This window comes from Serinibacter salmoneus, assembly GCF_002563925.1.
Taxonomy (GTDB): domain Bacteria; phylum Actinomycetota; class Actinomycetes; order Actinomycetales; family Beutenbergiaceae; genus Serinibacter; species Serinibacter salmoneus.
Genome location: NZ_PDJD01000001.1, coordinates 3,008,893 through 3,031,229, shown reverse-complemented (window position 1 = coordinate 3,031,229; position 22,337 = coordinate 3,008,893). Strand labels below are relative to the sequence as shown.

Annotated in this window: 24 protein-coding genes; 11 read left to right on the top strand and 13 right to left on the bottom strand. The window is 72.6% G+C overall.

Annotated features, from left to right (window positions below):
* Positions 1-78: 78 nt before the first annotated feature.
* The 10 genes from ATL40_RS13515 to ATL40_RS13475 form a co-directional block, all read right to left on the bottom strand.
* Complete coding sequence (locus ATL40_RS13515) at positions 79-564, bottom strand: CoA-binding protein (protein ID WP_098470003.1); 486 nt, start codon at positions 562-564, stop codon at positions 79-81.
* Complete coding sequence (locus ATL40_RS13510; protein ID WP_098470002.1) at positions 561-1,997, bottom strand: O-acetylhomoserine aminocarboxypropyltransferase/cysteine synthase family protein; 1,437 nt, start codon at positions 1,995-1,997, stop codon at positions 561-563. Before ATL40_RS13510 ends, ATL40_RS13515 begins: the two co-directional genes overlap by 4 nt.
* A complete protein-coding gene (gene acs / locus ATL40_RS13505) occupies positions 1,994-3,982 on the bottom strand; it encodes an acetate--CoA ligase (protein ID WP_098470504.1) in 1,989 nt (662 codons plus the stop codon). Before acs ends, ATL40_RS13510 begins: the two co-directional genes overlap by 4 nt.
* On the bottom strand, positions 3,982-4,779 hold the full coding sequence (locus ATL40_RS13500) for an ABC transporter permease (protein ID WP_098470505.1): 798 nt from the start codon (positions 4,777-4,779) through the stop codon (positions 3,982-3,984). Before ATL40_RS13500 ends, acs begins: the two co-directional genes overlap by 1 nt.
* A gap of 65 nt (positions 4,780-4,844) precedes the next feature.
* Positions 4,845-5,918, bottom strand: coding sequence for an aliphatic sulfonate ABC transporter substrate-binding protein (locus ATL40_RS13495; RefSeq protein WP_098470001.1), 1,074 nt, complete (start codon positions 5,916-5,918; stop codon positions 4,845-4,847).
* Between the two features lie 113 nt (positions 5,919-6,031).
* A complete protein-coding gene (locus tag ATL40_RS13490; RefSeq protein WP_098470503.1) occupies positions 6,032-6,865 on the bottom strand; it encodes an ABC transporter ATP-binding protein in 834 nt (277 codons plus the stop codon).
* A gap of 501 nt (positions 6,866-7,366) precedes the next feature.
* Positions 7,367-8,008 (bottom strand): anthranilate synthase component II, encoded by a 642-nt coding sequence (locus tag ATL40_RS13485; RefSeq protein WP_098470000.1) that lies wholly within the window; start codon positions 8,006-8,008, stop codon positions 7,367-7,369.
* Positions 8,005-8,175, bottom strand: coding sequence for a hypothetical protein (locus ATL40_RS15120; RefSeq protein ID WP_169925990.1), 171 nt, complete (start codon positions 8,173-8,175; stop codon positions 8,005-8,007). Before ATL40_RS15120 ends, ATL40_RS13485 begins: the two co-directional genes overlap by 4 nt.
* Positions 8,175-8,939: a class E sortase gene (locus tag ATL40_RS13480; protein WP_098469999.1), complete on the bottom strand. Its 765-nt coding sequence runs from the start codon at positions 8,937-8,939 to the stop codon at positions 8,175-8,177. The genes ATL40_RS15120 and ATL40_RS13480 overlap by 1 nt, the downstream gene beginning before the upstream one ends.
* On the bottom strand, positions 8,936-9,676 hold the full coding sequence (locus ATL40_RS13475; RefSeq protein WP_211283129.1) for a DUF881 domain-containing protein: 741 nt from the start codon (positions 9,674-9,676) through the stop codon (positions 8,936-8,938). Before ATL40_RS13475 ends, ATL40_RS13480 begins: the two co-directional genes overlap by 4 nt.
* Before the next feature lie 111 nt (positions 9,677-9,787).
* Between ATL40_RS13475 and ATL40_RS13470 the strand changes: the two genes are divergently transcribed.
* Positions 9,788-10,036 (top strand): cell division protein CrgA, encoded by a 249-nt coding sequence (locus ATL40_RS13470; protein WP_425443386.1) that lies wholly within the window; start codon positions 9,788-9,790, stop codon positions 10,034-10,036.
* 107 nt (positions 10,037-10,143) lie between these two features.
* On the opposite strand, the gene ATL40_RS13465 is transcribed toward ATL40_RS13470, so the two are convergent.
* Positions 10,144-10,848: a rhomboid family intramembrane serine protease gene (locus tag ATL40_RS13465; RefSeq protein WP_245867119.1), complete on the bottom strand. Its 705-nt coding sequence runs from the start codon at positions 10,846-10,848 to the stop codon at positions 10,144-10,146.
* A gap of 286 nt (positions 10,849-11,134) precedes the next feature.
* A complete protein-coding gene (locus tag ATL40_RS13460; protein WP_098469996.1) occupies positions 11,135-11,665 on the bottom strand; it encodes a peptidylprolyl isomerase in 531 nt (176 codons plus the stop codon).
* Between the two features lie 121 nt (positions 11,666-11,786).
* Between ATL40_RS13460 and ATL40_RS13455 the strand changes: the two genes are divergently transcribed.
* The 10 genes from ATL40_RS13455 (at position 11,787) to ATL40_RS13415 (ending at position 21,306) form a co-directional block, all read left to right on the top strand.
* Positions 11,787-12,581, top strand: coding sequence for a hypothetical protein (locus ATL40_RS13455; protein ID WP_098469995.1), 795 nt, complete (start codon positions 11,787-11,789; stop codon positions 12,579-12,581).
* Complete coding sequence (locus ATL40_RS13450; RefSeq protein WP_098469994.1) at positions 12,578-13,534, top strand: TlpA family protein disulfide reductase; 957 nt, start codon at positions 12,578-12,580, stop codon at positions 13,532-13,534. Before ATL40_RS13455 ends, ATL40_RS13450 begins: the two co-directional genes overlap by 4 nt.
* 106 nt (positions 13,535-13,640) lie before the next feature.
* Positions 13,641-14,303, top strand: a complete 663-nt coding sequence (locus tag ATL40_RS13445; RefSeq protein WP_098469993.1) for a histidine phosphatase family protein — start codon at positions 13,641-13,643, stop codon at positions 14,301-14,303.
* Positions 14,304-14,341: 38 nt separating this feature from the next.
* Positions 14,342-14,779: a hypothetical protein gene (locus tag ATL40_RS13440; protein WP_098469992.1), complete on the top strand. Its 438-nt coding sequence runs from the start codon at positions 14,342-14,344 to the stop codon at positions 14,777-14,779.
* Complete coding sequence (locus ATL40_RS15115; RefSeq protein ID WP_169925989.1) at positions 14,779-14,940, top strand: hypothetical protein; 162 nt, start codon at positions 14,779-14,781, stop codon at positions 14,938-14,940. Before ATL40_RS13440 ends, ATL40_RS15115 begins: the two co-directional genes overlap by 1 nt.
* A gap of 352 nt (positions 14,941-15,292) precedes the next feature.
* Complete coding sequence (locus ATL40_RS13435; RefSeq protein WP_169925988.1) at positions 15,293-16,384, top strand: polyprenyl synthetase family protein; 1,092 nt, start codon at positions 15,293-15,295, stop codon at positions 16,382-16,384.
* Positions 16,381-17,358, top strand: coding sequence for a phytoene/squalene synthase family protein (locus tag ATL40_RS13430; protein ID WP_098469990.1), 978 nt, complete (start codon positions 16,381-16,383; stop codon positions 17,356-17,358). Before ATL40_RS13435 ends, ATL40_RS13430 begins: the two co-directional genes overlap by 4 nt.
* The gene (crtI, locus tag ATL40_RS13425; protein WP_098469989.1) at positions 17,355-18,944 is read left to right on the top strand and encodes a phytoene desaturase family protein; all 1,590 of its coding nucleotides are present in this window, start codon (positions 17,355-17,357) and stop codon (positions 18,942-18,944) included. Before ATL40_RS13430 ends, crtI begins: the two co-directional genes overlap by 4 nt.
* On the top strand, positions 18,941-19,828 hold the full coding sequence (locus ATL40_RS13420) for a carotenoid biosynthesis protein (RefSeq protein WP_211283128.1): 888 nt from the start codon (positions 18,941-18,943) through the stop codon (positions 19,826-19,828). The genes crtI and ATL40_RS13420 overlap by 4 nt, the downstream gene beginning before the upstream one ends.
* Positions 19,825-21,306: a phytoene desaturase family protein gene (locus ATL40_RS13415; protein ID WP_098469988.1), complete on the top strand. Its 1,482-nt coding sequence runs from the start codon at positions 19,825-19,827 to the stop codon at positions 21,304-21,306. The genes ATL40_RS13420 and ATL40_RS13415 overlap by 4 nt, the downstream gene beginning before the upstream one ends.
* 27 nt (positions 21,307-21,333) lie before the next feature.
* Here ATL40_RS13415 and ATL40_RS13410 read toward each other — a convergent pair whose 3' ends face one another.
* Complete coding sequence (locus ATL40_RS13410) at positions 21,334-22,269, bottom strand: hypothetical protein (RefSeq protein WP_098469987.1); 936 nt, start codon at positions 22,267-22,269, stop codon at positions 21,334-21,336.
* Between the last annotated feature and the right edge of the window lie 68 nt (positions 22,270-22,337).

Below are 22,337 nucleotides of genomic sequence, written 5' to 3'. Positions count from 1 at the left end.
CGCGCCGAGACCGTGGCCCCAGGCCACGGTCTCGTCACGGGGGCCTCGGGTTCGCGGCGTCGTGCTCGTGTCGTGAGGCTAGGCGCGCGCCCGGCGGGAGTCGATCACCCCGGTGTTGAACCCCGCGAGGTGCAGACCGCCGTGGAAGCGGGCGTGCTCGATCTTCAGGCAGCGGTCCATCACCACCTCCAGGCCGGCCTCGTGCCCGCGGCGAGCCACGTCGTCGTGCCAGGAACCCAGCTGCAGCCAGAGGGTGCGGGCGCCGGCCCCGAGCGCCTCGTCCAGCACCCCGGGCAGGTCGTCGTGGCGGCGGAAGACGTCCACGATGTCCGGGGGGTGCGGGAGGTCGGCGAGCGAGGCGTACACCGGCTGCCCGAGGATCTCACTCGCCCGCGGGTTGACGAGGTAGACCTCGAAGTCGGAGCTGGACAGCAGGTAGCTCGCCACGAAGTAGGAGGCGCGGGAGGGGTTGCCGGAGGCGCCCACGATCGCGACCCGGCGGCTGCGGCGCAGGATGCCCTGCCGCTCGGTGGCGGTCGGGTTGAGCCAGGCGGTCGTGCTCATCGCGTGGCCTCCAGGCTGCAGGCGGCGCCCGCCTCGGTGGTCTCAGTACGCGCCCCCGCGCCGACGGCGGGTGGCGGGGTGACCCGGGTGGCGGCCGTGAGGGCCTGATCCAGGTCCCAGATGATGTCCTCGACGTCCTCCAACCCCACGGAGATCCGCACCAGGTCCTCCGGCACGCCGCCGGCGGCGAGCTGCTCGGCGGACAGTTGCCGGTGGGTGGTGGAGGCCGGGTGGATCACCAGGGTGCGCGAGTCGCCCACGTTCGCCAGGTGGGAGGCCAGACGCAGTTCGGTGATGAACCGCTCGCCGACCTCCCGGCCGCTGAGCGAGGAACCCCCAGTGCCGTCGGTGTCGTCAGTGCCGCCGGTGCTCCCGACACCGGCGAGCCGGAACGCGAACACCGACGGCGCGCCCAGCGGCAACAGCGTGGCGGCCCGCTCGTGGTGCACGTGTCCGGGGAGGCCCGCCCACAGCACCTCGCTGACCCGTGGATCGGCCTCGAGCCACGCCGCGACCTCGCGGGCGCCCGCCACGTGGGCGTCCATGCGCTGCGGGAGGGTCTCCACCCCCTGCAGGAGCTGGAACGCGGACTGCGCCGAGAGCGACGGGCCGATGTCGCGCAACTGCTCGGTGCGCAACTTGGTGAGGAAGCCGTACTCGCCGAAGTTGCCCCACCACTGCACGCCGCCGTAGGAGGCCACCGGCTCGTTCATCACCGCGGTGTTGCTCCAGTCGAAGGTGCCGGAGTCCACCACCACGCCGCCCAGGGTGGTGCCGTGCCCGCCGAGGAACTTGGTGGCGGAGTGGATCACGATGTCCGCGCCGTGCTCGATCGGCCGGATCAGGTAGGGGGTGGTGAGGGTGGAGTCCACCACGAGGGGCACCCCGGCCTCGTGCGCCACCCGCGCCAGGCCCGCGAGGTCGGCGACCTCGCCGGAGGGGTTCGCCACCACCTCGGTGTAGACCAGGCGGGTGGTGGGGCGGATCGCGGCGGCGAAGTCCGCCGGGTCGGTTCCGGGCACGAACGTGGTCTCGATCCCGAACCGGCGCAGCGTCACGTCCAACTGGGTCACGGTGCCGCCGTAGAGCTGGGAGGAGGCGACGATGTGGTCGCCCGCCCCGGCCAGGGCCGCGAAGACGAGGAACTCCGCGGACATGCCCGACGCCGTCGCCACCGCCCCGATGCCCCCCTCCAGAGAGGCGATCCGCTCCTCCAGCGCGGCCACGGTGGGGTTGCCGATGCGGCTGTAGATGTTGCCGTACTTCTGCAGCGCGAACAGGGCGCCGGCGTCGGCGGGGGAGTCGAACACGAACGAGGTCGACTGATAGATCGGGACGGCGCGCGCCCCCGTGGCGGCGTCCGGCACACCCCCGGCGTGCAGGGCCCGGGTGCGGAACCCGAACGTGTGCTCCTGGGTGGACTCCTGGGTCATGCTGCCTCCTCGTGATCCAGGGCGGCGGCGATCCGCGCCACCGCCCACGGGTTCTGCAGGGATGTGGTGTCGCCGAGTTCGGCGCCGGCGTGGAGCTGGGCGAGCAGGCGGCGCAGGATCTTCCCCGACCGGGTGCGCGGCACCTCGGGCACGAGGACCACGTGCGCCGGCTTGGCGATCGGGCCGATCCCGCGGGCGACGGCGCAGCGCAGCTCCTCGCGCAGCTCACCCTCCAGCGCCGCCCAGGCCGCCAGGTCCCGGGCCGGCGGCTGCCGGGTGGGCACCACGAACACCGCGACGGCCTGCCCGGTGAGCGGATCGGGGACCCCGGTGGCGCCCGCCTCCGTGACAGCCGGGTGGGCGACCAGCGCCGACTCGATCTCGATGGTGGACAGCCGGTGCCCGGAGACGTTGACCACCTCGTCCAGGCGGCCCAGCAGCCACAGGTGCCCGTCCGCGTCGCGCATCGCGCCGTCACCGGCCACGAAGTACCCGCCCCACGGGCCGTGCCCGGCGTAGCGGGACCAGTACGCCTCGACGTAGCGCTGCGGGTCGCCCCAGACGGTGCGCGCCATCCCCGGCCAGGGGCGGGTGACTACGAGCGTGCCGGGCGTTCCCGCGGGAACGGGGGCTCCGTCGTCGTCCACCACCTCCACCGCGATCCCCGGCAGGGGATGGGTGGCGCTGCCCGGCTTCAGGGCGGTGACGCCGGGCAGGGGCGCGACCATCGCGGCGCCGGTCTCCGACTGCCACCAGGTGTCGATGATCGGCAGCGGCGCGCTCGCCTGGGCGCTGAAGGCCCGCTGGAACCAGCGCCACGTCTCGGGGTTGATCGCCTCGCCCACCGTTCCCAGGAGGCGCAGGCTGCTCAGGTCGTACCCGGCCGGGAGGTCCTCACCGAACCAGGAGTGCAGGGTGCGCAGCAGCGTGGGCGCGGTGTAGTAGGTGGTGACGCCGTAGCGCTGGATGATCTCCAGGTGGCGCTCGCGGTGCGGGGTGTCCGGGGTGCCCTCGTAGAGCACCTCCGTGAGCCCGTTCAGCAGCGGGCCCACGATCGCGTAGGTGTGTGCCGTGACCCAGGCGAGGTCCGCGGTGCACCAGTGCACGTCGGTGGGTTTGGCGTCGAAGTGCGCCCAGTGCGCCCAGCCGGCGTGGGTGAGGTAGCCGCCCGTGGTGTGCACCAGCCCCTTGGGGCGTCCGGTGGTGCCGGAGGTGTAGACGATGAACAGCGGGTGCTCGGCGTCGACGCTCAGCGGCGCGTGGTCCGCCGCGTCCGCGGGGGCGGCGGCGAGAGCCTCGTGCCACCACACGTCCCGGCCCGGCGTCCACGGGACTTCGCTTCGGGGGATGTCGCCGGTGCGGCGCACCACGAGCACGTGGTCCACCAGGCCCTCGGCGGCCTCGTCCGCGGCCTGCTTGACCGGCACGGCCGCGCCGCGGCGGTACTGGCCGTCGGAGGTGACCAGGACCTTCGCGCCGGTGTCGGCGATGCGGAACCGGACCGCCTCCGCGGAGAACCCGCCGAACACCAGGGAGGCGACGGCGCCGATCCGGAACGCGGCCAGGGTCGCCACCACCGTCTCCACCAGCACCGGCAGGTAGATCACGATGCGGTCGCCCGCCGTGACGCCGAGCGCGCTCAGGGCGTGGGCGGCGCGGGCCACCTGCTGCTGCAGGTCGGCGTAGGTGACGGTGCGGCGCTCGCCGTCCTCCCCCTCCCAGTGGATCGCGACCTTGGCGCCCAAGCCAGCGGCGACGTGCCGGTCCACGCAGTTGGTGGTGGCGTTCAGCCGGCCGCCGGTGAACCACCGGGCGGCGGGTGGGGTGGTGGGTGTGGTGGGTGTGGCGCTCGGAGCGGGCGGGGTCCAGTCCAGGACCTCCCGCCACGGGGTGTCCCACTGCAGCCGGTCCGCGGCCTGCGCCCAGAAGGCGAGCGGATCGGCCTCGGCGCGCGCGTACGCCTCCGCCGTCACGTTCCAGCCCATCAGCTCCACCTGCTGAGCACGCGGCGCTGGAGGAGCCCGATGATCGAGTCGGTCAGGGTGCCCAGCAGGGCCAACAGGATGATCGCGAGGAACATCCGGTCCACCCGGCCGTTCGCCCCGGACTCCGTCAGCAGGAAGCCCAGGCCCATCGAGGAGGCGATCAGTTCGGCGGCCACGAGGAACAGCCAGGCCTGCGCGAGCGCCAGACGCAGACCGGCCACCACGCTGGGCAGCACCGCCGGCAGCTGCACCGTGGTCAGCAGCCGCACGCCGCGTAGCCCGAACGCCCGGCCGGCCTCGATGATCTGCGGGTCCACGTGCTTCAGCGCCGCCGAGACCGTGGTGTAGACCGGGAAGAAGGAGCCGATCGCGATGAGGGTGATCTTGGACTCCTCCCCGATCTGCAGCCACAGGATCAGCAGCGGCACCCACGCCAGCGAGGGCACGGCCCGCAGCGCCGAGAGGGACGGGGTGAGCAGGATGTCGCCGAGGCGGGAGAGGCCCACGACGGCGCCGATCACCAGTCCCAGCGCCGCACCGATCGCGAATCCGAGCAGCACCCGCTGGGTGGAGATCGCGGTGAACAGCCACAGGTCGCCGTTGGCGGCCATGTCCAGGGCCGCCTGCCAGATGCTGCCCGGGGTGGGCAGCCGGTAGGGCGGCACCAGGCCGGTGACGGTGACCAGCTGCCACACCCCGAGGACCACCAGCGGGATGATCAGCCCGCCCAGGCGGCGGAAGGCGACCGAGTCGACGAGGTGAGAGGACCGCTCGGGGTGGGGTGCGCCGTCGGGCACGGGCGTGCTGGGGGACGGTGCGGCGGCCGAGGCGGCGGCGGTGCCGCGTGCGGGCCCTGGCGCGCTCACTGGGCGGCCTCGGCGAAGGTCGGGTCGAACAGCGTGGCCAGCGCCTCGTCCACGCTCTCCTGGCTCGCGACGTCGCCGTTGCTCACCAGGATCGGCGCGACGACCTCCAGCACCGCCTGCTGCTCGGCGCCCGGCGCGAGGTCGACGGCGAGGTTGGTGCGATCGGCGATGACCCGCTCGGCGATCGCGGGGTCGATCTGGGCGGCCTCGGCCAGCAGGGTGATGACCTCCTCGGGGTTCTCCGCGGCCCACTGCTGCGCCTGGGCGTAGGCGTCCACCACGGCCTGGGCGAGGTCGGGGCTCTCGGCGAGGAAGGCCTCGGTGGCGTTGAGGAAGCCGTAGGTGTTGAAGTCGATGTTGCGGTAGATCAGTTCGGTGCCGGTGCCCTCCTGGCTGGCCGCCATGATCGGGTCGAGCCCCGCCCAGGCGTCCACGGAGCCGTTCTCCAGGGCGATTCGGCCATCGGCGTGCTGCAGGTTCTGCAGGGTGATGTCGTCGGCGCTCACCCCGGCCTCGTCCAGGGCCTGCAGCAGGAAGAAGTACGGGTCGGTGCCGATCGTGGCGGCCACGCTGCGCCCGGCGAGGTCGGCCACGCTGGTGATGTCGGAGTCGGCGGGGACCACCAGGGCGGACCACTCGGGCTGGCTGTAGACCGCGACGGTGTGGATCGGGGTGCCGTTCGCGCGGGCCAGCAGCGCGGCCGAACCGGCGGTGGAGCCGACGTCGATGGCCCCGGCGCGCAGCGCCTCGTTCGCCTTGTTCGAGCCGGCGGATTGCACCCAGGTGATCTCCACGCCGTCGCCCACGATCTCCTGCAGCAGGCCCTCCTCCTTGATCACGAGGCTGAGCGGGTTGTAGGTGGCCCAGTCCAGGGCGAGGGTGTCGTCGGACCACTCGGTGCCGGCGGCGGCGGAGTCGGAACCGGTGTCGCTCGTGTCGCTGGATGCGGCGGAGTCGCTGGAGTCGCCGGTGCTGCCTTCGCCCGGCACGCAGGCCGTCAGGGCGAGCGCTGCCGCGGCGGCGAGGCCGAGCAGGGGTGTCACGGGGGTGCGGCGGATGCTGGTCGACATGGGGTGTCCTTCGGGGTGTGGGGCAGCGCGGCACGGGCGCGGGCTCGCGTTCCGTCGTGCCGGGTGCTGCGGGGTGTGACTGGGTGGGCGCCGGGCGGGCGTCCGTGGTGACGTCAGACGAGGGCGGGTGTGCCGTGATGGGTCGGCACCCCGAGCTCCTCCAGGAGGTCGGCTCGTAGATCGGCCAGCCTCGAGTCCGCGCGGTCACGGGGACGATCGGCCGGCACGGTGACGACGCGGGCGATCGAGGCGTCCCGCTCGTCGGGAGCCAGGGTGCGCAGGACCACCACCTGATCGGCGAGGTAGAGCGCCTCCTCCACGTCGTGCGTCACGAGCAGCACCGTGGTCGGCTGTGCGGCGTGCACCCGCAGCAGTTCCTCCTGCATGCGCAGCCGGGTCAGGGCGTCCAGGGCGCCGAACGGCTCATCGAGCAGCAACACCTCGGGGCGGCGCGCCAGGGCGCGGGCGAGTGAGACGCGCTGCGCCATGCCGCCGGAGACCTGACACGGCCGCAGGTGCGCGGAGGCGGTGAGGCCGACCAGGTCCAGCAGCTCGGCCACCCGGGCTGCGCCGTCGGCCCGGGCGGTGCTGCTCGGCAGGCCGATCGCGACGTTCGCGGCCAGGGAGCGCCACGGCAGCAGCCGCGGCTCCTGGAATCCGATCGCGAGGCGCTCGTCGGTTCCGGTCACCGGCGCCTCGCCCAGGGTGATGGTGCCGGTGCTCGGCGTGTCCAGGCCCCCGATGAGCCGCAGCAGGGTGGACTTCCCGCAGCCGGAGGGGCCGATGACGGCGGTGATGCCCCCGGCCGGCAGCACGAGGTCGACCCCGCGCAGCACCGCGCGGGTGGCGGGTGCTGCGGTGCCGGGTGCGGTGGCGGGGGAGCCGAGAGACGCGGTGCGGCGACCGGTGCGCATTCGACGGCCGTTCCGGGTGGCCTCCCCGGGCATGCGGAAGGCGCGGGAGACGTCGGTCAGCGTGACGGGAAGCGACACTGGTGGCCCTCTCTCTCGGCGGAACGGCTCGGTCCTGCGGTGCCCGGGACGCGCGGCGTCCTGGATGTCTCCACCGTCGCGGGTTCGCCTCGGGCGAACAACAGCGAGATGAGTTGTCTCACCAGGTGGTACAGCCCTTGTGTTGCGGACGCCCGGGACCGGTTGGCCGGCCGCGTCGGGGGCGGGAGGCGCGGGGCGATCCTCGCTGTGGGCGGTGAACCCCTCGCTCAGGGAGGAAGCGCCGCTCTCGGTTCCGAGTCGCCGCGAGCGTCGTTGCAGGTCAGGGGCTTGCCGACCGGCGGTGGCGCCGCAAGGTGTGGAACTGAACCTCCCCCAGCGAGGAATGCACCGCCCCCAGCGAGGACCGGCGTCCCAGCGGGGGTGCGGGGGCTGCGTAAAGGCACGCTCGAAGGGGTGGGAACCGCCGGGGGTGGGGAGCCGGCGAGCGGTGGCGCCTCAGCCCAGGTCGGCGAGCGGGCGCAGTCCCGCGGAGCGCTCCACCGCGTCCGCGTCGCCGGTCATCGCGAGCCAGTTCGCCAGCAGGCGGTGGCCGCCCTCGGTCAGCACGGACTCGGGGTGGAACTGCACCCCGTGCAGCGGCAGCGTGCGGTGGGACAGCCCCATGACGATGTCGCCGGAGTCCGCGGCCGTCCAAGCGGTGACCTCGAGTTCCTCGGGCACCGTGGCGGGCTCCACCGCCAGGGAGTGGTAGCGCGTGGCGGTGAACTCCTCCGCGAGGCCGTCGAGCAGCGCGCCGTCGGAGTGCCGCACCCGCGAGGTGCGGCCGTGCATCAGCTCCGGGGCGTGGGAGACCACCCCGCCGAACACCTCGGCGAGGGCCTGGTGCCCGAGGCACACCCCGAGCATGGGGGTGCCGGCCTCGGCGCACGAGCGGATGATCGGCATCGAGGCGCCGGCCTCAGCGGGGGCGCCGGGCCCGGGAGAGACCAGCACGCCGTCGTACCCCGCCAGGTCCTCGACCGATCCCGCGAGGGCGTCGTTGCGCACCACGGTCACCTCGGCCCCGAGTTCGGTGAGGTAGCCGACGATCGTGTAGACGAAGCTGTCGTAGTTGTCCACCACGAGGATGCGGGTCATGGCGCGCTCCCTGTCTCGACCACGTTCTCCCCGAACGGCACGTACGGGGCCACCCAGGGGAAGACCCACAGGAACAGCACGGCCACGACGGCGAAGATCAGCACGAGCGCTTCGATCACCTTGAACCAGGCGGGGCCGGGCAGCAGTCTCCAGATGGCGCCGTACATCAGGCCTCGCCTCCGATCGCAGCCGGGACGCCGCTCTCGCGCGGCACCCAGTGGTCCAGTTCGCCGTGCACGATGTACCGCTCGGCCACGGAGAACAGGGGGTGGCAGGTGGTCAGGGTGATCATCGCGCTCTCGGCCGCCGTGCCCGGGTCGTAGGGGTTGGCGGCGACCACCTCGCCCTGATCGGGCGTGACGATCAGCGTGTCGGTCACCGTGTAGACGTACCAGGCGTCCTCGGTCTCGACCACGAGCTCGTCCCCGAGTTCGAGTTCGGTGATGTCGTAGAACGGTTTGCCGTGGCTCTGGCGGTGACCGGCGATGGCGAAGTTGCCGACCTCCCCGGGCATGGCGCTGCCGGGGTAGTGGCCGATTCCCAGCACGTCCAGCACGGTGGCGTTGTCCACACCCTCGCTGATGGTGCGCGCGTACTGAGTCGAGCCGGAGTCCCAGCGTGGCACCCACAGTCGGCCGAAGGTGGTGGCGTCGAGCGGCTCGAGTTCCTGCGGTGGCGTGTCCGTGCGCACCTCTCCGATCTCCTCGGGCACCTCCCCGAAGGTCTCCTCGAGCTCGGCGGTGAGCTCGCGCTGTACGGCGGCTGCCTCCACGTCGGTCCACCACAGTTGCCAGACCACGAACAGGCCGAGGAGCAGACCCACGGTGATCAGCAACTCGCCAACGGCTCCGAGCAGGGCGTTGCCCACGCCGCCTCGACGCCGACGGCGGTGCTGAACCGGGCCGCTGGGTCCCCGCGTGGCGGTCGTCATGCGCTCGCCTCGAGTGGCGTCGCGTAGGACAGGCTCCGGCCGCCGGTGTAGGCCGCGAGCGTGAGGTCGTCGCGCTCCACGGCGTACCCCAGACCGAACCGCTCCACGTACTCCTGGTACAGCCGGATACTGGCGTCCTGCGCCAGGGCCTCCTCGAGCGCCTCCTGGTCACCGATCGCCTCGATGTAGTACGGCGGTGAATAGGTGGCCTCGTGCAGCAGCAGCACGTTGCCGATGCATCGCACGGCGGTGGTGGAGACCACTCGTTGCCCCTGGATGCTCATGGCCTCGGCACCGCCGCGCCACAGGGCGTTGACGACCGCCTGGATGTCCTGTTGGTGGACCACGAGGTCGTTGTAATCGTCCGCAGCGGTTCCCGCCGGCGCATCGGTCAGCGTGACCCGCACGCCTTGGCCGGCCACAGGTTCAGCGCCGACGGCGAAGAGTTCCTTCTCGTCGGCACCCACCGAGCTCTCGGGGGCGTCGCCCTCCAGTCGCGCGACGTCGGCCCGCAGCTCCTCCACCTCGACACCCAGGTCGAGCAGTCGCTCGTTCTCCTCGGCGACCAGGTCGCGGAGGTTGCCCGCACGGTCGTCGTCCTCCTGCGCGAACACGGTGGCTGAGGTGGCGAACAGCATCCCGGCGAGGAGTGCGACGCCGGCCACGGCGAACGAGGGTCGACGGCGGTCGGGCGCGTCAGGACCACGCGCCTCCTCGGTGTCCGACTCCTGTGGCACATCTACCTCCGATCACCGAGTCGCAGTGTACGTGGCGGGGCTGAGAACCCTCGGTTGTCCGGCTATCCTGCCGGGAACACTGTCTGCCCCGACCAAGGAGTACCCGTGCCCGTGTCGCGGTCCCGAAAGAAGTCGAAGCCCCAGCCCGAGCGTCAGCAGGTGGGGCTGCCCGAGGAGAGCGGGAACGCGCCGTGGTTCGTCCCCACGTTCGTCTCGCTGCTGGTGGTCGGCCTGGTGTGGGTGGTCACGACCTACATCTCGCAGTCCACCTACCCGATCCCCGCGTTGGGTGCGTGGAACCTCGCGGTCGGCTTCGTGCTGATCCTCGCGGGATTCCTCATGACGATGCGCTGGAAGTAGCGACCGCGGGGGCTGTGAGCGCCCCCGCCGGCGGGTGAATGACACGCGTGTAGTTCTCCCCAACTGGGGACAGTCCTGTGGATAACTGGGTGGCGCGTGGGGCTGCCTCAGCCGATGAGGTAGCCCAACCACGTCAGAGCGCCCAGGCCGAGCACGACGGCGCCGATCGCCGACCACTGCTTGCGCGCCTCACGGAAGGGGATGTAGGCGAAGATCGCCGCGACCAGGGCGCCGATGGCGAGTCCTCCGAGATGCGCCTCCCAGGCGATCCGTGGGATGACGAAGCCGATGGCGATGTTGATCGCGACGATGATCAACACCTGGCGTGGGTCGCCGCCGATCCGGCGGATGAAGATCGCGTACGCCGCGAAGAGGCCGAAGACCCCGCCCGAGGCACCGACGGCAGGCGGCGCGTCGAGCCCCCCGATGAGCAGGTAGGCGGTGCTTCCGCCGATCACGGAGAGCAGGTAGAGCGCGCCGAAGCGCAACCGGCCCAGCAGCGGCTCGAGTTGGCGGCCCACCAGCCACAGGGCGTACATGTTGAACGCGAGGTGCCAGGGGCTGCCGTGCAGCAGGCTCGTGGTCACGAAACGGTAGGGCTGGTCGAGGAACCACGGGGCAGCGGGCGCCCAGATCAGGGCGTTGTCGATCGGGATCCACAGCCGGTCCGGGAGCACGTAGGGCAGGGCGAAGATGATCGCGCAGACCGCGATGATGCTCCAGGTGACGACCGGTTCACCGGTGCGGGCCCGGCCGCCGAACCGGGTGCGGATCGTGCGCTGCTGGGCGCTCGCGGCCCGCTGACAGTCCACACAGTGCACACCGACGGTGGCGGGTCGCTGGCACTCCTGGCACGCCGGGCGCCCGCACCGCTGGCACCTCACGTACGCCACCCGGTCGGGGTGGCGTGGGCACACCGGTACGGCGGCCTGGGGGTGCTGTTGGCCCCATGGGCCTTGAGGTGGCTGCGTCATCCTCGGTCCTCACGTCTCGCTGCGCGGATGTCGGTGCTCGTGCTCACCGGAGACGACGACGGCGGCCGCCGCATGTGGCAGCCGCCGCCGTCGCGCGGGCCGTGGGCCCTCTCGATCCGGGGTGTCAGTCCTCGACGATCTCGATCGAGGAGATGACGACGTCCTGCACCGGGCGGTCGGCGCGCCCGGTGGGCGTGGTCGAGATCGCGTCGACGACGTCGCGGCTCGCCTGGTCGCGGACCTTGCCGAAGATGGTGTGACGCCCCTGCAGGTGCGGGGTGGGCACGCTGGTCACGAAGAACTGCGAGCCGTTCGTGCCGCCGCGGGTGACGGGGTGCCGGCCGGCGTTGGCCATGGCCAGCAGGTAGGGCTCGTTGAACGCGAGCTCGGGGTGGATCTCGTCGTCGAAGGTGTAGCCGGGGCCACCGGTGCCGTTGCCGAGCGGGTCACCACCCTGGATCATGAAGTCGCGGATCACGCGGTGGAAGACGGTGCCGTCGTAGAGCGGACGGTTGACCTCCTCACCGGTGGTCGGGTCGGTCCATGCGCGCTCCCCGGTGGCCAGGCCGGTGAAGTTGGCCACGGTCTTCGGGGCATGGTTCGGAAACAGGTCCACGGCGATGTCGCCGGAGGAGGTGTGGATGATCGCGTACATGCCTCGATCCTCCCATGCCCTCGTTCATGCGGACTCTCATCCACGCGGCATCTGCGGGGGAGTCTCGGAAGTGGCACGATAGGGAGTCAGACGCATACCACCACGAGCGCGAGGGAGCACCATGTCAGACAAGGTCCAGATCGATCCCGACGAGGTTCGCGAGTCGCTCGCCCAGGCCAGCCGTCAGGCGAAGGCGCTCGCAGAGCAGGGAGTGGAGTGGGCCACCCCGCACGTCGAGGCCGCCCGCGAGTGGGCCACCCCGCGCCTGGAGGCCGCCTGGCGGGCCGGTGTGGTCGCTGCCCAGCCGAAGGTCGAGGCCGCGGCCGCCAAGGCCGCGGAGTTCGCCGATGTCGCCTCGGTGAAGTCCAAGGACTACACCGACCAGGCGCACGACACCATCGTCGACGTGGTGATCCCCCGCGTGGTCGACGCGATGCAGACGGCCGCCAAGGCCGCGAGCACCGCCGCCGACACCGCGGCCGCGAAGGCCGGGGAGGCCGTGGACGCCGCCGCAGGCAAGGCGAGTGGCCTTGCTGAGGCCGCTGCCGCCAAGGCGGATGCGGCTGCGGAGTCCGTCACCGCCGCTGCCGATGCCCAGGCGAGCGGCGGCAAGGGCAAGGTCGTGGGCTGGGTCCTGGTCGGTGCCGCTGCCGCGGCGGCCGGATACCTGGTCTGGCGTCGCTCACGCCCCGTGGACGACCCGTGGGCAGAGGAGTACTGGGAAGAGGTCGAGGAGGCGGACGCCGAGGCGGAGGCGGAGGCCGTGGCCGAGGTCGCGGAGGAGCTCGCTGAGGAGGCCGTGGCCGAGGAGATCGCCGAGGAACTCGCTGCGGAGGCCGTGGCCGAGGAACTGGCTGAGGAGGCCGCCGAGGCCGCCGAGGCCGACGAATCAGAGGGCCAGACCGACTCCAAGTGAGTGCCCTCCTGCTCGCCTGCGGGTGGGTTGCCGGCGTCGTCCTGCTGGCCGGCGGCGTGCTCAAGGCGGTCGACCTCGGTGCCTTCCGCCGGAGCCTTCCCACCTTGAGGCTGCCAGGCGATCGCCTCCTGGTGAGGTGGGCTGCGGCGGTCCCCGCTGCCGAGATCGTGCTCGGGCTCGGTGTGCTGTTCCTGACCGGGACGGCATACCGGGTCTGGCTCGTCGGTGCGTGCCTCATGTACGCGGCGTTCCTCGTCGTGGTCGTGCGGGCGGTGGCGCTGCGGCTGTCGGCGACCTGTGCGTGCTTCGGCACGCTCGGGCCGGCGGGTATCGGATGGCGCACCGTCGTACGCAACGTGGCGCTCCTGCTCGTTGCGCTCGCGGGACTCGCGGCCCCCTCCGCCGGCGGTCGGCTCGCCGGTGCGCTCGCGCTCGCGGTGGTAGCCGCCCTCGCCGCGCTCGCGGTGGTGCGCGAACGGCGCCGGAGGCAGCGCGAGATCGACTCGCTCGTGCTGTTCGACGTGGACGGCGCAGCGATGCCGCTGCGCGAGTTCCAGGACCCACCCACGATCCTGGTGTTCTTCTCGCCCGGCTGCGGTGCATGCCGTCACCTGGTGTCCGACTTCCGGTGGTGGCCGCACGCGCTGGCGGACGGGTTGGACCTGCAGCCGGTGTTCATCGGCACCCCGGAGAGCTTCGAGGGCATCGAGGTCTTCGCGCCACTGGCCCCTCACGCCTGGTACGACCATGATCGGGTGGTCTTCCAGCGGCTGGGCGGGGACGCCACGCCGTCGGGGATCCGGGTGGACCGGACGCACCCGCTGGGTGACACCTGGCACGTGGGCGCCGCCGGCCTTCCCCGGCTGGTCTTCCGCCCCGGTTTCGATCGCAATGCCGCAGCCCGCGCCACGGCGTCCGCGTCACAGGACGCCCCCGAGGATCACCTCACCTGACGCTCGCCCCGGGTCGCCTCGGCGTTGCCCGCCGGGTGCCGTGATTTCACCCAGTGGTCGCGGGGCGTTGGCCCAGCGGAAGCGGCGGCCCCCTAGCGTCGCTGTCATGGACACCACCACGGTCGCATCGACGACGACCCTCACCCTGGTCCGGCACGGCCAGACCCACCTCAACGCCCGCCGCATGCTGCAGGGCTCCTGCGACTCCCCGCTGACCCGCCTCGGCCGTGCGGGCGTCCAGGCCACGGCGCGACACCTCGCCGCCGAGGACTTCGACGCCGCGTACAGCTCCCCCCAGGGGCGTGCCATGATGACCGCCGTCGAGCTCGTGCGCCACCACGCGGAACTGCGGCTGCGGGCGCACGCCGGGCTTCGCGAGTTCTCCTTCGGTGCGTTCGAACGTCTCCCCGAGCAGCGCCTGGACGCCCACCAACCGTGGGCCGAGTTGGTCCGGGAGGTACTCGCGGGGACCCATGAGGGCCTGCCCGGCGGGGAGAGCGGCGCTGCCTACATGACGCGAGTGCGCGAGACCTTCGCCGAGATCACGGCGAGTCACCCGGGGGGCCATGTGCTCGTCGTCGGGCACGGACTGACGCTGGGTGCCTACCTGGCCACGATCGGGGCGCCGGTGCTGCACCCCCTGCCGAACGCCTCCGTCTCGCGGGTCGCGATCGTCGAGGGCAAGCCCCGCATCCTCGAGGTCGGGCGGGACGTGGCCGGTCACGGCACCCGTGCCGCGCGCCCGGCACGGCTGGCGCAACCGGCCTGATCCGGGAACCTCGTGGGGGCGTGCGGCGTTGCTCCAGCGTGACCTGGACCCACCGCTCGACCCACCGCCTGCCCGGACTCGCCCGCGCGGGCCTCGTGGTGCTCGCCGCCGGGACCCTGGCCGGCGTCACCGCCTGCTCCGCGGACCAGCAGGAGTCCGTGCAGTGCAGCGTGCTGGAACCGGTGGCGGAGGCCGCCAGCCTGCGCATCACCGACCTCGTCGCGGTGATCGAGGTCAATCCCGAGGTCGCCGGGCAGGGCTTCGCCACACTCGCCGAGAGCGTGCGGACCGCGGCCGAGAACGGCCCGGAGGAACTGCGCAGTGCCGCGGACTCGACCGCGCAGGCACTGGACGGCCTGGCTACGGTGGCGCAGGACGGCACGGCGGCGGTGACGGATACCGCCGCACTCGAGGAGCAGGCACAGCAAGGACTGTCCGCGCTCGTCGAGGGGTGCTACGAGAGTCTGGAGGACTGATGTCGAACCTGGTGCGGATCCTGTTCGCGATCGCGGCGGTGGTGATCGCGTGGTTCCTGCTCAACTTCCTGCTCAGCGCGCTGTGGTTGGTCTGGCGTCTGGTGCTGCTCGCCGTGATCGCCGTGATCGTCTACCTCGCCCTGCAGCGATTGGTCAAATAGCGAACGATCGCGTGTAACGACCCCGCGACCCCAGGTGTGATGTAGGTCACACCTGGGGTCGCGTCATATCTGCGCGAGTCATCCGTCTAGTCCAGTGAACGCATCAATGCGTCGTTGTGGAACGGCGCGGCAGCATCGCCGCAGGGGGGCGATGGGGTCGCATCGTTGGGCTCGGCGATCACCGCAGGGGGGTGATCTCGTGCCACCACACCACCGGACATGGCCGCAGGGGGGTGATGGCCGGTGGGGACGCGGGAGGTGGGTCCGGCTCAGCAGGGGGAGCCGGACCCACCGCGTGCGCTCTGTTGCTACGCTTGGTTGGTATCTCACCTACTTAGCGAGGTTGACGGCGTTGCCCCTGAGATTGCTGCCACCGACCGGCGAGGACTACCTGCGCACGGTGCGCTCGGCGCTGCACGCCTACGTCGATGAGAAGGTCGCCACCGCATCGTCGCAGACGGCCCGCATGTGGAGCGCCGCGCGCCCGTCCATCTGCGGTGGCAAGTTGGTGCGCCCGGCCATCCTGCTGCTGGCCGCGCAGGCCCTGGCCGCGGATGCGCCGCCGTTGCAGGAATCCGCCACCCGCAAGCGCGAGAGTGACCTGACCGCCCTGGCCGTGGCTCTCGAACTGGTGCATGCGGGCTTTCTCATGCACGACGACGTGATCGACCGCGACACGCTGCGCCGCGGTGAACCCAACCTGCTGGGCCGTGCGTCACAGGTGGCCGACCTCGACCTGTCCGCGGACTCGGCGGCCCGGCTCGGATCCACCCTCGGGATCCTGGCGGGCGACCTGCTGCTCTCGGACGCCCACCTCGCCATCGGTCGTCTCGACCTGTCCCAGGACACCCGGATCGCACTGACGCAGGTGCTCGCCGATGCGCTCAGCCAGTCCGTGACCGGTGAACTGTGTGACGTGCTCTACTCCCTGCCCGAGCGTGACCCGGACCTCGCGGAGGTGCTCGCGATGACGGTCCACAAGACGGGCGTGTACACCTTCCACCTCCCGTTCTCGCTCGCCCTGGCCTACCAGGGGCTCCCCGCCCCCGCCGTGCTCGGCGACCTGACACATCAGCTGGGACTTGCCTTCCAGTTGCAGGACGACCTCCTGGGGGTCTTCGGCGACCCGGATCTGGTCGGCAAGGACTCGGCCTCCGACCTGCGGGAGGGCAAGGTGACGGCGCTGATCGCCTACGCCCGCCCCACCCCCCAGTGGCCGGCGATCGCCGGTGCGGTGGGTGACCCCGACCTGACGCCGCCCCGTGCGGCAGCGGCGATCGCCCTGCTGGAGGAGTCCGGAGCCCGGGCGGCCGTGGAGCGGGACATCGCCCGCGCACTGCAGACCGCGCGAGACCTCGCGTCCACGCTCCCGGGTGTTGGAGCACCCGCCCTGGGTGGCATGGTGGAGGACCTGGTCGACGTCATCGAGGATCGGCAATCATGACCAACCCGTCCGGCGCCGGAACCTCCCCGGCCTCATCGCATGCGGCACGGCCGACACCGGGTCCGCTCGTGGCCGGCTCAGACCTCGGCCGTTACACGGATGCCTCCCGCGCCGCCGCGGGGCGCGTGATCGCCGCGTACTCCACCTCCTTCGGTCTTGCGTGCACGCTGCTGGGGCGCCGCGTGCGCGAGCACATCCGCTCCGTGTACGCCCTGGTGCGCATCGCCGACGAGATCGTGGACGGCACAGCCGAGCAGGCGGGCCTGGACGCCGAGGCGCGGGCGGGTGCGCTGCGTGCCCTGGAGGCGGAGACCTACGAGGCGATGACCACCGGGTTCAGCACGAATCTCGTGGTGCACGCCTTCGCCGCGACCGCGCGTGAGTGCGGGATCCCCCGCGACGTGGTCGAGCCGTTCTTCGCCTCCATGGCGATGGACCTCAGCCCGGGCCCGCTCGATGACGCCCAGCAGCGCACCTACGTCTACGGTTCCGCGGAGGTGGTGGGGCTGATGTGCCTGCATGTGTTCGTGCCGCGCCCCACCCCCGAGCAGGTCGCCGGTGCCCGCGCCCTGGGAGCCGCGTTCCAGAACGTGAACTTCCTGCGTGATCTCGCGCAGGACGCCACCCTCGGCCGGGGCTACCTGCCCGTGCCCGCGGAGGTGGACCGGGAGCGCGACGGCGTGGCGCACCCGGGCGATGTCGGCGCCGGGGCGCTGGACGAGGCGGGGAAGGCGTACTGGCTGGGACGCATCCGCGCGGATCTGACCGCAGCCGACACCGGCATCGCCCTCCTGCCCCGGGACGTGCGCGGCGGGGTCCGTGCCGCGTGGCTGCTGTTCTCCGCACTCGCCGACCGCATCGAGGCCACCCCCGCCGCGGACCTCGCGCGCACCCGGGTGCGGGTCCCCCATCACGTCAAGGCGGGCCTGGTGGTCCGTGCGCTCCTGCGTGAGCGCGGAGGGAGCCGGCCATGAGGGTCACCATCATCGGGGCCGGCGCGGCCGGTCTTGCCAGCGCCGCCCTGCTCGCGCGGGAGGGCCACGACGTGCACGTCCTGGAGCGGGGCTCGCGGATCGGGGGGCGCGCCGGCCGGATCGAGCAGGACGGGTACCTGTGGGACACCGGACCCTCGTGGTACCTGATGCCGGAGGTCTACGACCACTTCTTCCGACTCCTGGGAACCAGCGCACGGGAGGAGCTGGACCTCCGACTGCTCGATCCCGGCTACCGGGTGCTCAGCGGCTCCGGTCCGGGCGACCTGAACGCGGTCGACGTCCCGCACGGTCGCGAGGCGGTGGCCCGCCTGTTCGAGTCGCTGGAGCCCGGCGCGGGCGCCGCGATCGGGCACTACCTCGACTCCTCGCGTGAGGCCCTGGAGGTCTCCCTGGGCTACTTCCTCTACAACCCCTTCAGCGCGCCGTCGTCGCTGCGGGGCGCCCTGGGCTCGAGCCCCGACCTGACGCGATGGTTGGCGACCTCCCTGTGGATGTTCGCCGGTCAGCGCTTCGACTCGCCCGTGCTGCGCCAGATCCTCACCTACCCCGGCATCTTCCTCGGCGCCGACCCACGCAAGGCCCCGGCGATCTACCACCTGATGAGCCAGATCGACCTCGATGAGGGTGTGCTCTACCCGCGTGGTGGGTTCACCGGGGTGATGGCGGCGCTGGAACGCCTGGCACGACAGGCGGGGGCGCGTATCACCCTGAACGCCGAGGTCACCGAGATCGGGGTGTCCCCGGTGCGCGGCCCGTGGGGGCCCGGCGGGCTGCGCGGCCGCAAGGGCGTGGCGCGGGGTGTGGCCTGGCGCGATGCCCGCGACGAGAAGGCACCGGTTCGGCGGGAACGCGCCGACGCCGTGATCTCCGCCGCGGATCTGCACCACACCGAGACCGCGCTCGTGCCCGCGCGCTACCGCACCTACCCCGAGCGCACCTGGCGGCGCACCGCGCCCGGCCCCTCCGCCGTGCTGGTGATGCTCGGCGTGCGCGGTGAGGTCCCGCAGCTCGGCCACCACACGCTGATGTTCACCACCGACTGGGAGGCCAGCCTGGATGCCGTCTTCACGGCCGGTGCCGCCTCGCACGCCGATCCGCTGCCGGACCCCACGTCCCTGTACGTCTGCAAGCCCTCGGCCACGGACGACGGCGTGGCCCCCGGGGGCCGCTCCAACCTGTTCGTCCTGGTGCCGGTCTCCGGGGAGATCGGCCTCGGCGGCGCGGAGGACCCGCAGGTGCAGGCGATCGCGGATCGCGCCGTGCAGCAGATCGTGGACTGGGCGGGCGCCGAACTGGACGTCGAGGCTCGGCACGTGATCGGCCCGGCGGACTTCGGGAGGGACTACCACTCCTGGAAGGACGGCATGCTCGGCCCGGCGCACGTGCTGCGGCAGTCGGCGATGTTCCGCCGCGGGCCGGCCTCGCGCACCGTGGCGGGCCTGTACTACGCCGGCGGCACCGCCACCCCCGGCGTCGGGGTGCCGATGTGCCTCATCTCCGCCGAACTCATGGTGAAGATGCTCCGCGGTGACCGCTCGCCGGGTCCGCTCCCGGAGCCGGTGTGAGCGCGCCCGCAGTCGCGGGAAGGCAGCGGACGGGGTCGCCGCTCGCGGGCCGGCTCGCCTGGTTGACCCTAGCGGGCGGCCTCGCGGTGCAGTCCGCCTTCGCCCTGATGCCGGACGACATCGGCCTGACCGTGGCCAGTGTGGTCCTGTTCGCGCTCACCGCGATGCTGCACGCCGCCGGTGTGGCGGGCTGGTGGCGTGGCGCGGCGATGCTCGCGGGGATCGCGGCGCTCGGCCTGGTCGCGGAGGCGCTCGGCGTCGCCACCGGGTTCCCGTTCGGGGAATACGCCTACACCGGGGGGCTGGGGCCCCAGGTGCTCGGAGTCTCCGCCCTGGTGCTGCTGGCCTGGGCCACCCTGGCCTACCCCGCGTGGGTGGTGGCCCGCACCCTGGTGCGGCCCACCTGGGCGGTGGTGCTCGTGGGTGCCTGGGCGCTGACGGCCTGGGACGTGTTCCTGGACACCCAGATGGTCGACGCCGGGAACTGGGGCTGGGCGCACCCGCAGCCCGCCCTGCCGCTCACCCCCGACATCCCGCTGACCAACTACGCCGGCTGGTTCGGGGTCAGTGTGCTGATGATGCTGCTGATCGAGGCCGTCGTCGGCCGCGCCGCCCGGCCGCGTGCGCTGACAGGGCCGCGTGCGCTGACCGGGCCGGCGGGCTCGGCTCGGGCCACGAGCGCCCCCGAACCCCTGCGCACCTACGCCGTGCCGTACGTGGTCTACGTGTGGACCTGGCTCACGAGCATCGCGGGGAACCTCTCCTTCTGGGACCGCCCGAACGTGGCGCTCGCGGGCGGCCTGGCGATGGGCGTGATCGCGGTGCCGCTGCTCGTGCTGGTGCTGCGGGAGCCGCGGCGTCGTCGACGGATCGGCGCCCCATGAGAGTGGTGGTGGTCGGCGCCGGGGTCGGCGGGCTGGCCACCGCGGCCCGCACCGCCGCCGCGGGGCACGAGGTCACGGTGCTGGAGGCGCACGAGGTGGGCGGCAAGCTCGGCGTGCACCGCGAGGCCGGGTACCTGTGGGACACCGGCCCTTCGCTGGTGACCATGCCGCACGTGTTCGATGAGCTCTGGCGCGACACCGGCGGCGATCCGGGCCTCGAGCTGGAGCGCCTGGACCCCGCCTTCCGCTACCGCTTCCCCGACGGCTCCACCCTGGCGATGCCGGGCCGGCTGGAGGAGGTGCCCGCGGCGATGGACCGGGACCTCGGGGCGGGCACCGGGGCGCAATGGGCTGAGCTGATGCGACGGGCCGCGATCATGTGGCGCGTGGCGGAACCCGCCTTCCTGCGCGAGCCGCTGTCCCTGACCGGGGTGCGCGACGCCGTCGCCGGCCTCCCGCCGGGTACGGCGATGGCCGATCTCGCGCCCTGGCGCACGCTGCGCCGCTACGGCGCCGACAGCCTGCGCGATCCGCGGCTGCGGATGCTCCTGGACCGCTACGCCACCTACACCGGCAGCGATCCCCGGCGGGCGCCCTCACCCCTGATCACCGTGCCCTACAGCGAGCAGCGGTTCGGGTCCTGGTACATCCGCGGGGGGCTGACGCGCCTGGCCCAGGCGCTCGCGCAGCGGGTGCGGGACCTGGGCGGGAGCATCCGCACCGGGCAGCGCGTGGTGGCGGCCCACCGGGACGGGGTGCGCACCGCGAGCGGGGAGTGGGTGGGCGCGGACGCGGTGGTCCTGAACGCCGACGCGCGGCAGGTCTACACCCACCTGATGCCGCACCGGGGGCGGGCGTGGCTGCTGAACCGCGCCACGCCGTCGTTCTCCGGGTTCGTGATGCTGCTGGGCCTGGCGGACCTGCCCGAGCGGGTGCGCACCGCCGCGCACCACCGGGTGCTGTTCGCCGAGGACTACGACAGCGAGTTCGACGGGCTGTTCGGCCGGCGCCCTCGGGGTCGGTCGCGGCCGGTGCGCCGCCCGACCGTGTACGTCACCTCGCCCGATGACCCCGCCACCGTGCCCGCGGGGGTGCCGGGCGCCTCGGCGTGGTTCGTGCTGGTCAACGCGCCGCGGCACGATCCCGCCCGGGGCGCCGACTGGGACGCGCCGGGCCTGGCCGAGGCCTACGCCGACCACGTGCTGGAGGTCATGGCCTCCCGGGGGCTGGACGTGCGCCGACACGTGCGGGTGCGGCACCTGCGCACCCCGGCGGACCTCGAGCGCGCCACCCTCGCACCGGGCGGGTCGATCTACGGCACCTCCTCCAACGGGATGTTCGGGGCGTTCCTGCGGCCGAGCAACGCCACGCCCGTCGACGGCGTGCACCTGGTGGGCGGCAGCGCGCACCCGGGTGGCGGGTTGCCGCTGGTGGCGATGTCCGCCCGGATCGTCGCGGAGCGGATCGGGCCGGCCTGAGGGCCGCCGTGGCGGTTCGGATGCTGCTCAGGCGGCGGCGTCGACCACGTCGTGATCCCAGTGCTCGATCGTCTGCGCCACCCAGAAGGCGATGAACAGCACGAGCAGCACCACCTCCAGCCAGAACACCAGCGCGAAGGCGCTCTGCTCACCGGTGAACAGGAACGTGCCGACCCCGGCCACCACCGCCACACCCATCGCCCCGGCGATGACCAGGTAGGTGCGGCGGAACCCGCTGCGGCCCATCGAGAGCGCCGCCGGCCCGTCCGTGGCATCCCTGGCGTTGATGACCACCACCACGATCAGCAGCGCGAAGAAGCCGATCGCGGAGACGTTGTGACCGAACGCGATGAAGGACTCCCGGGCCAGCACGAACCAGGCGCCCAGCGCCACCCAGATCACCGTGGCGATCGTGACCGAGCGCAGGCTCGGGACCTGGCCGCTCGCGCCGGCGCTGCGCCGGGCGTGCAGGCGGTGCGCCCACAGCAGCACGAGGGTGATCGCGCCCAGGAGGCCGTAGGAGGCGACGTTGTTCCCGATGCCCACGTGCAGATCGGCCGGGACACAGGCCTCGCCGCCGGCGCAGTCCGCCCCGACCCGCCACAGGGGCGAGCCCTCACTCGGTGCGCCGGTACCGGCGAACAGGGGCGTGGGCACGAAGGCGACGAGCGGGACCAGCACGCCGGCGGCGTCCAGCAGGCTGTTCTCCCACCGCACCCGGCCCTGCACCGCCACCAGGGCGAGCCCGACCGCGATCAGCACGCCCACGAACACCGTGCGCACCGGGGAGTAGAACAGGGCGCTGATGGAGGCCGGGACGGCGCCGACGCGCACCACCTCGAGGGTCACGGAGGTCAGTAGCAGCGCCCCGGCGCACACGATCCCCACGCGCAGGCTCCGGTAGGTCGCCAGGATCGTCACGCGCACGTCCGCGCGATCGGTGTTCAGCGTGTGCGCGTTCACGGCGACCCCCTCGTCGACACGGCCCGAGCCACCAGGATGGCACTGCGCGCAGGTTCACGTCGAGGGTG

Excerpts from the sequence above, each read along its gene's own strand:
- ATL40_RS13485 (WP_098470000.1), bottom strand. The coding sequence starts at position 8,008 with ATGACCCGCATCCTCGTGGTGGACAACTACGACAGCTTCGTCTACACG.
- ATL40_RS13415 (WP_098469988.1), top strand. The coding sequence starts at position 19,825 with ATGAGAGTGGTGGTGGTCGGCGCCGGGGTCGGCGGGCTGGCCACCGCG.
- ATL40_RS13490 (WP_098470503.1), bottom strand. The coding sequence starts at position 6,865 with ATGCCCGGGGAGGCCACCCGGAACGGCCGTCGAATGCGCACCGGTCGC.
- crtI (WP_098469989.1), top strand. The coding sequence starts at position 17,355 with ATGAGGGTCACCATCATCGGGGCCGGCGCGGCCGGTCTTGCCAGCGCC.
- acs (WP_098470504.1), bottom strand. The coding sequence starts at position 3,982 with ATGGGCTGGAACGTGACGGCGGAGGCGTACGCGCGCGCCGAGGCCGAT.
- ATL40_RS13430 (WP_098469990.1), top strand. The coding sequence starts at position 16,381 with ATGACCAACCCGTCCGGCGCCGGAACCTCCCCGGCCTCATCGCATGCG.
- ATL40_RS15120 (WP_169925990.1), bottom strand. The coding sequence starts at position 8,175 with ATGTACGGCGCCATCTGGAGACTGCTGCCCGGCCCCGCCTGGTTCAAG.
- ATL40_RS13455 (WP_098469995.1), top strand. The coding sequence starts at position 11,787 with ATGTCAGACAAGGTCCAGATCGATCCCGACGAGGTTCGCGAGTCGCTC.
- ATL40_RS13480 (WP_098469999.1), bottom strand. The coding sequence starts at position 8,939 with ATGACGACCGCCACGCGGGGACCCAGCGGCCCGGTTCAGCACCGCCGT.
- ATL40_RS13515 (WP_098470003.1), bottom strand. The coding sequence starts at position 564 with ATGAGCACGACCGCCTGGCTCAACCCGACCGCCACCGAGCGGCAGGGC.
- ATL40_RS13445 (WP_098469993.1), top strand. The coding sequence starts at position 13,641 with ATGGACACCACCACGGTCGCATCGACGACGACCCTCACCCTGGTCCGG.
- ATL40_RS15115 (WP_169925989.1), top strand. The coding sequence starts at position 14,779 with ATGTCGAACCTGGTGCGGATCCTGTTCGCGATCGCGGCGGTGGTGATC.
- ATL40_RS13460 (WP_098469996.1), bottom strand. The coding sequence starts at position 11,665 with ATGTACGCGATCATCCACACCTCCTCCGGCGACATCGCCGTGGACCTG.
- ATL40_RS13495 (WP_098470001.1), bottom strand. The coding sequence starts at position 5,918 with ATGTCGACCAGCATCCGCCGCACCCCCGTGACACCCCTGCTCGGCCTC.
- ATL40_RS13510 (WP_098470002.1), bottom strand. The coding sequence starts at position 1,997 with ATGACCCAGGAGTCCACCCAGGAGCACACGTTCGGGTTCCGCACCCGG.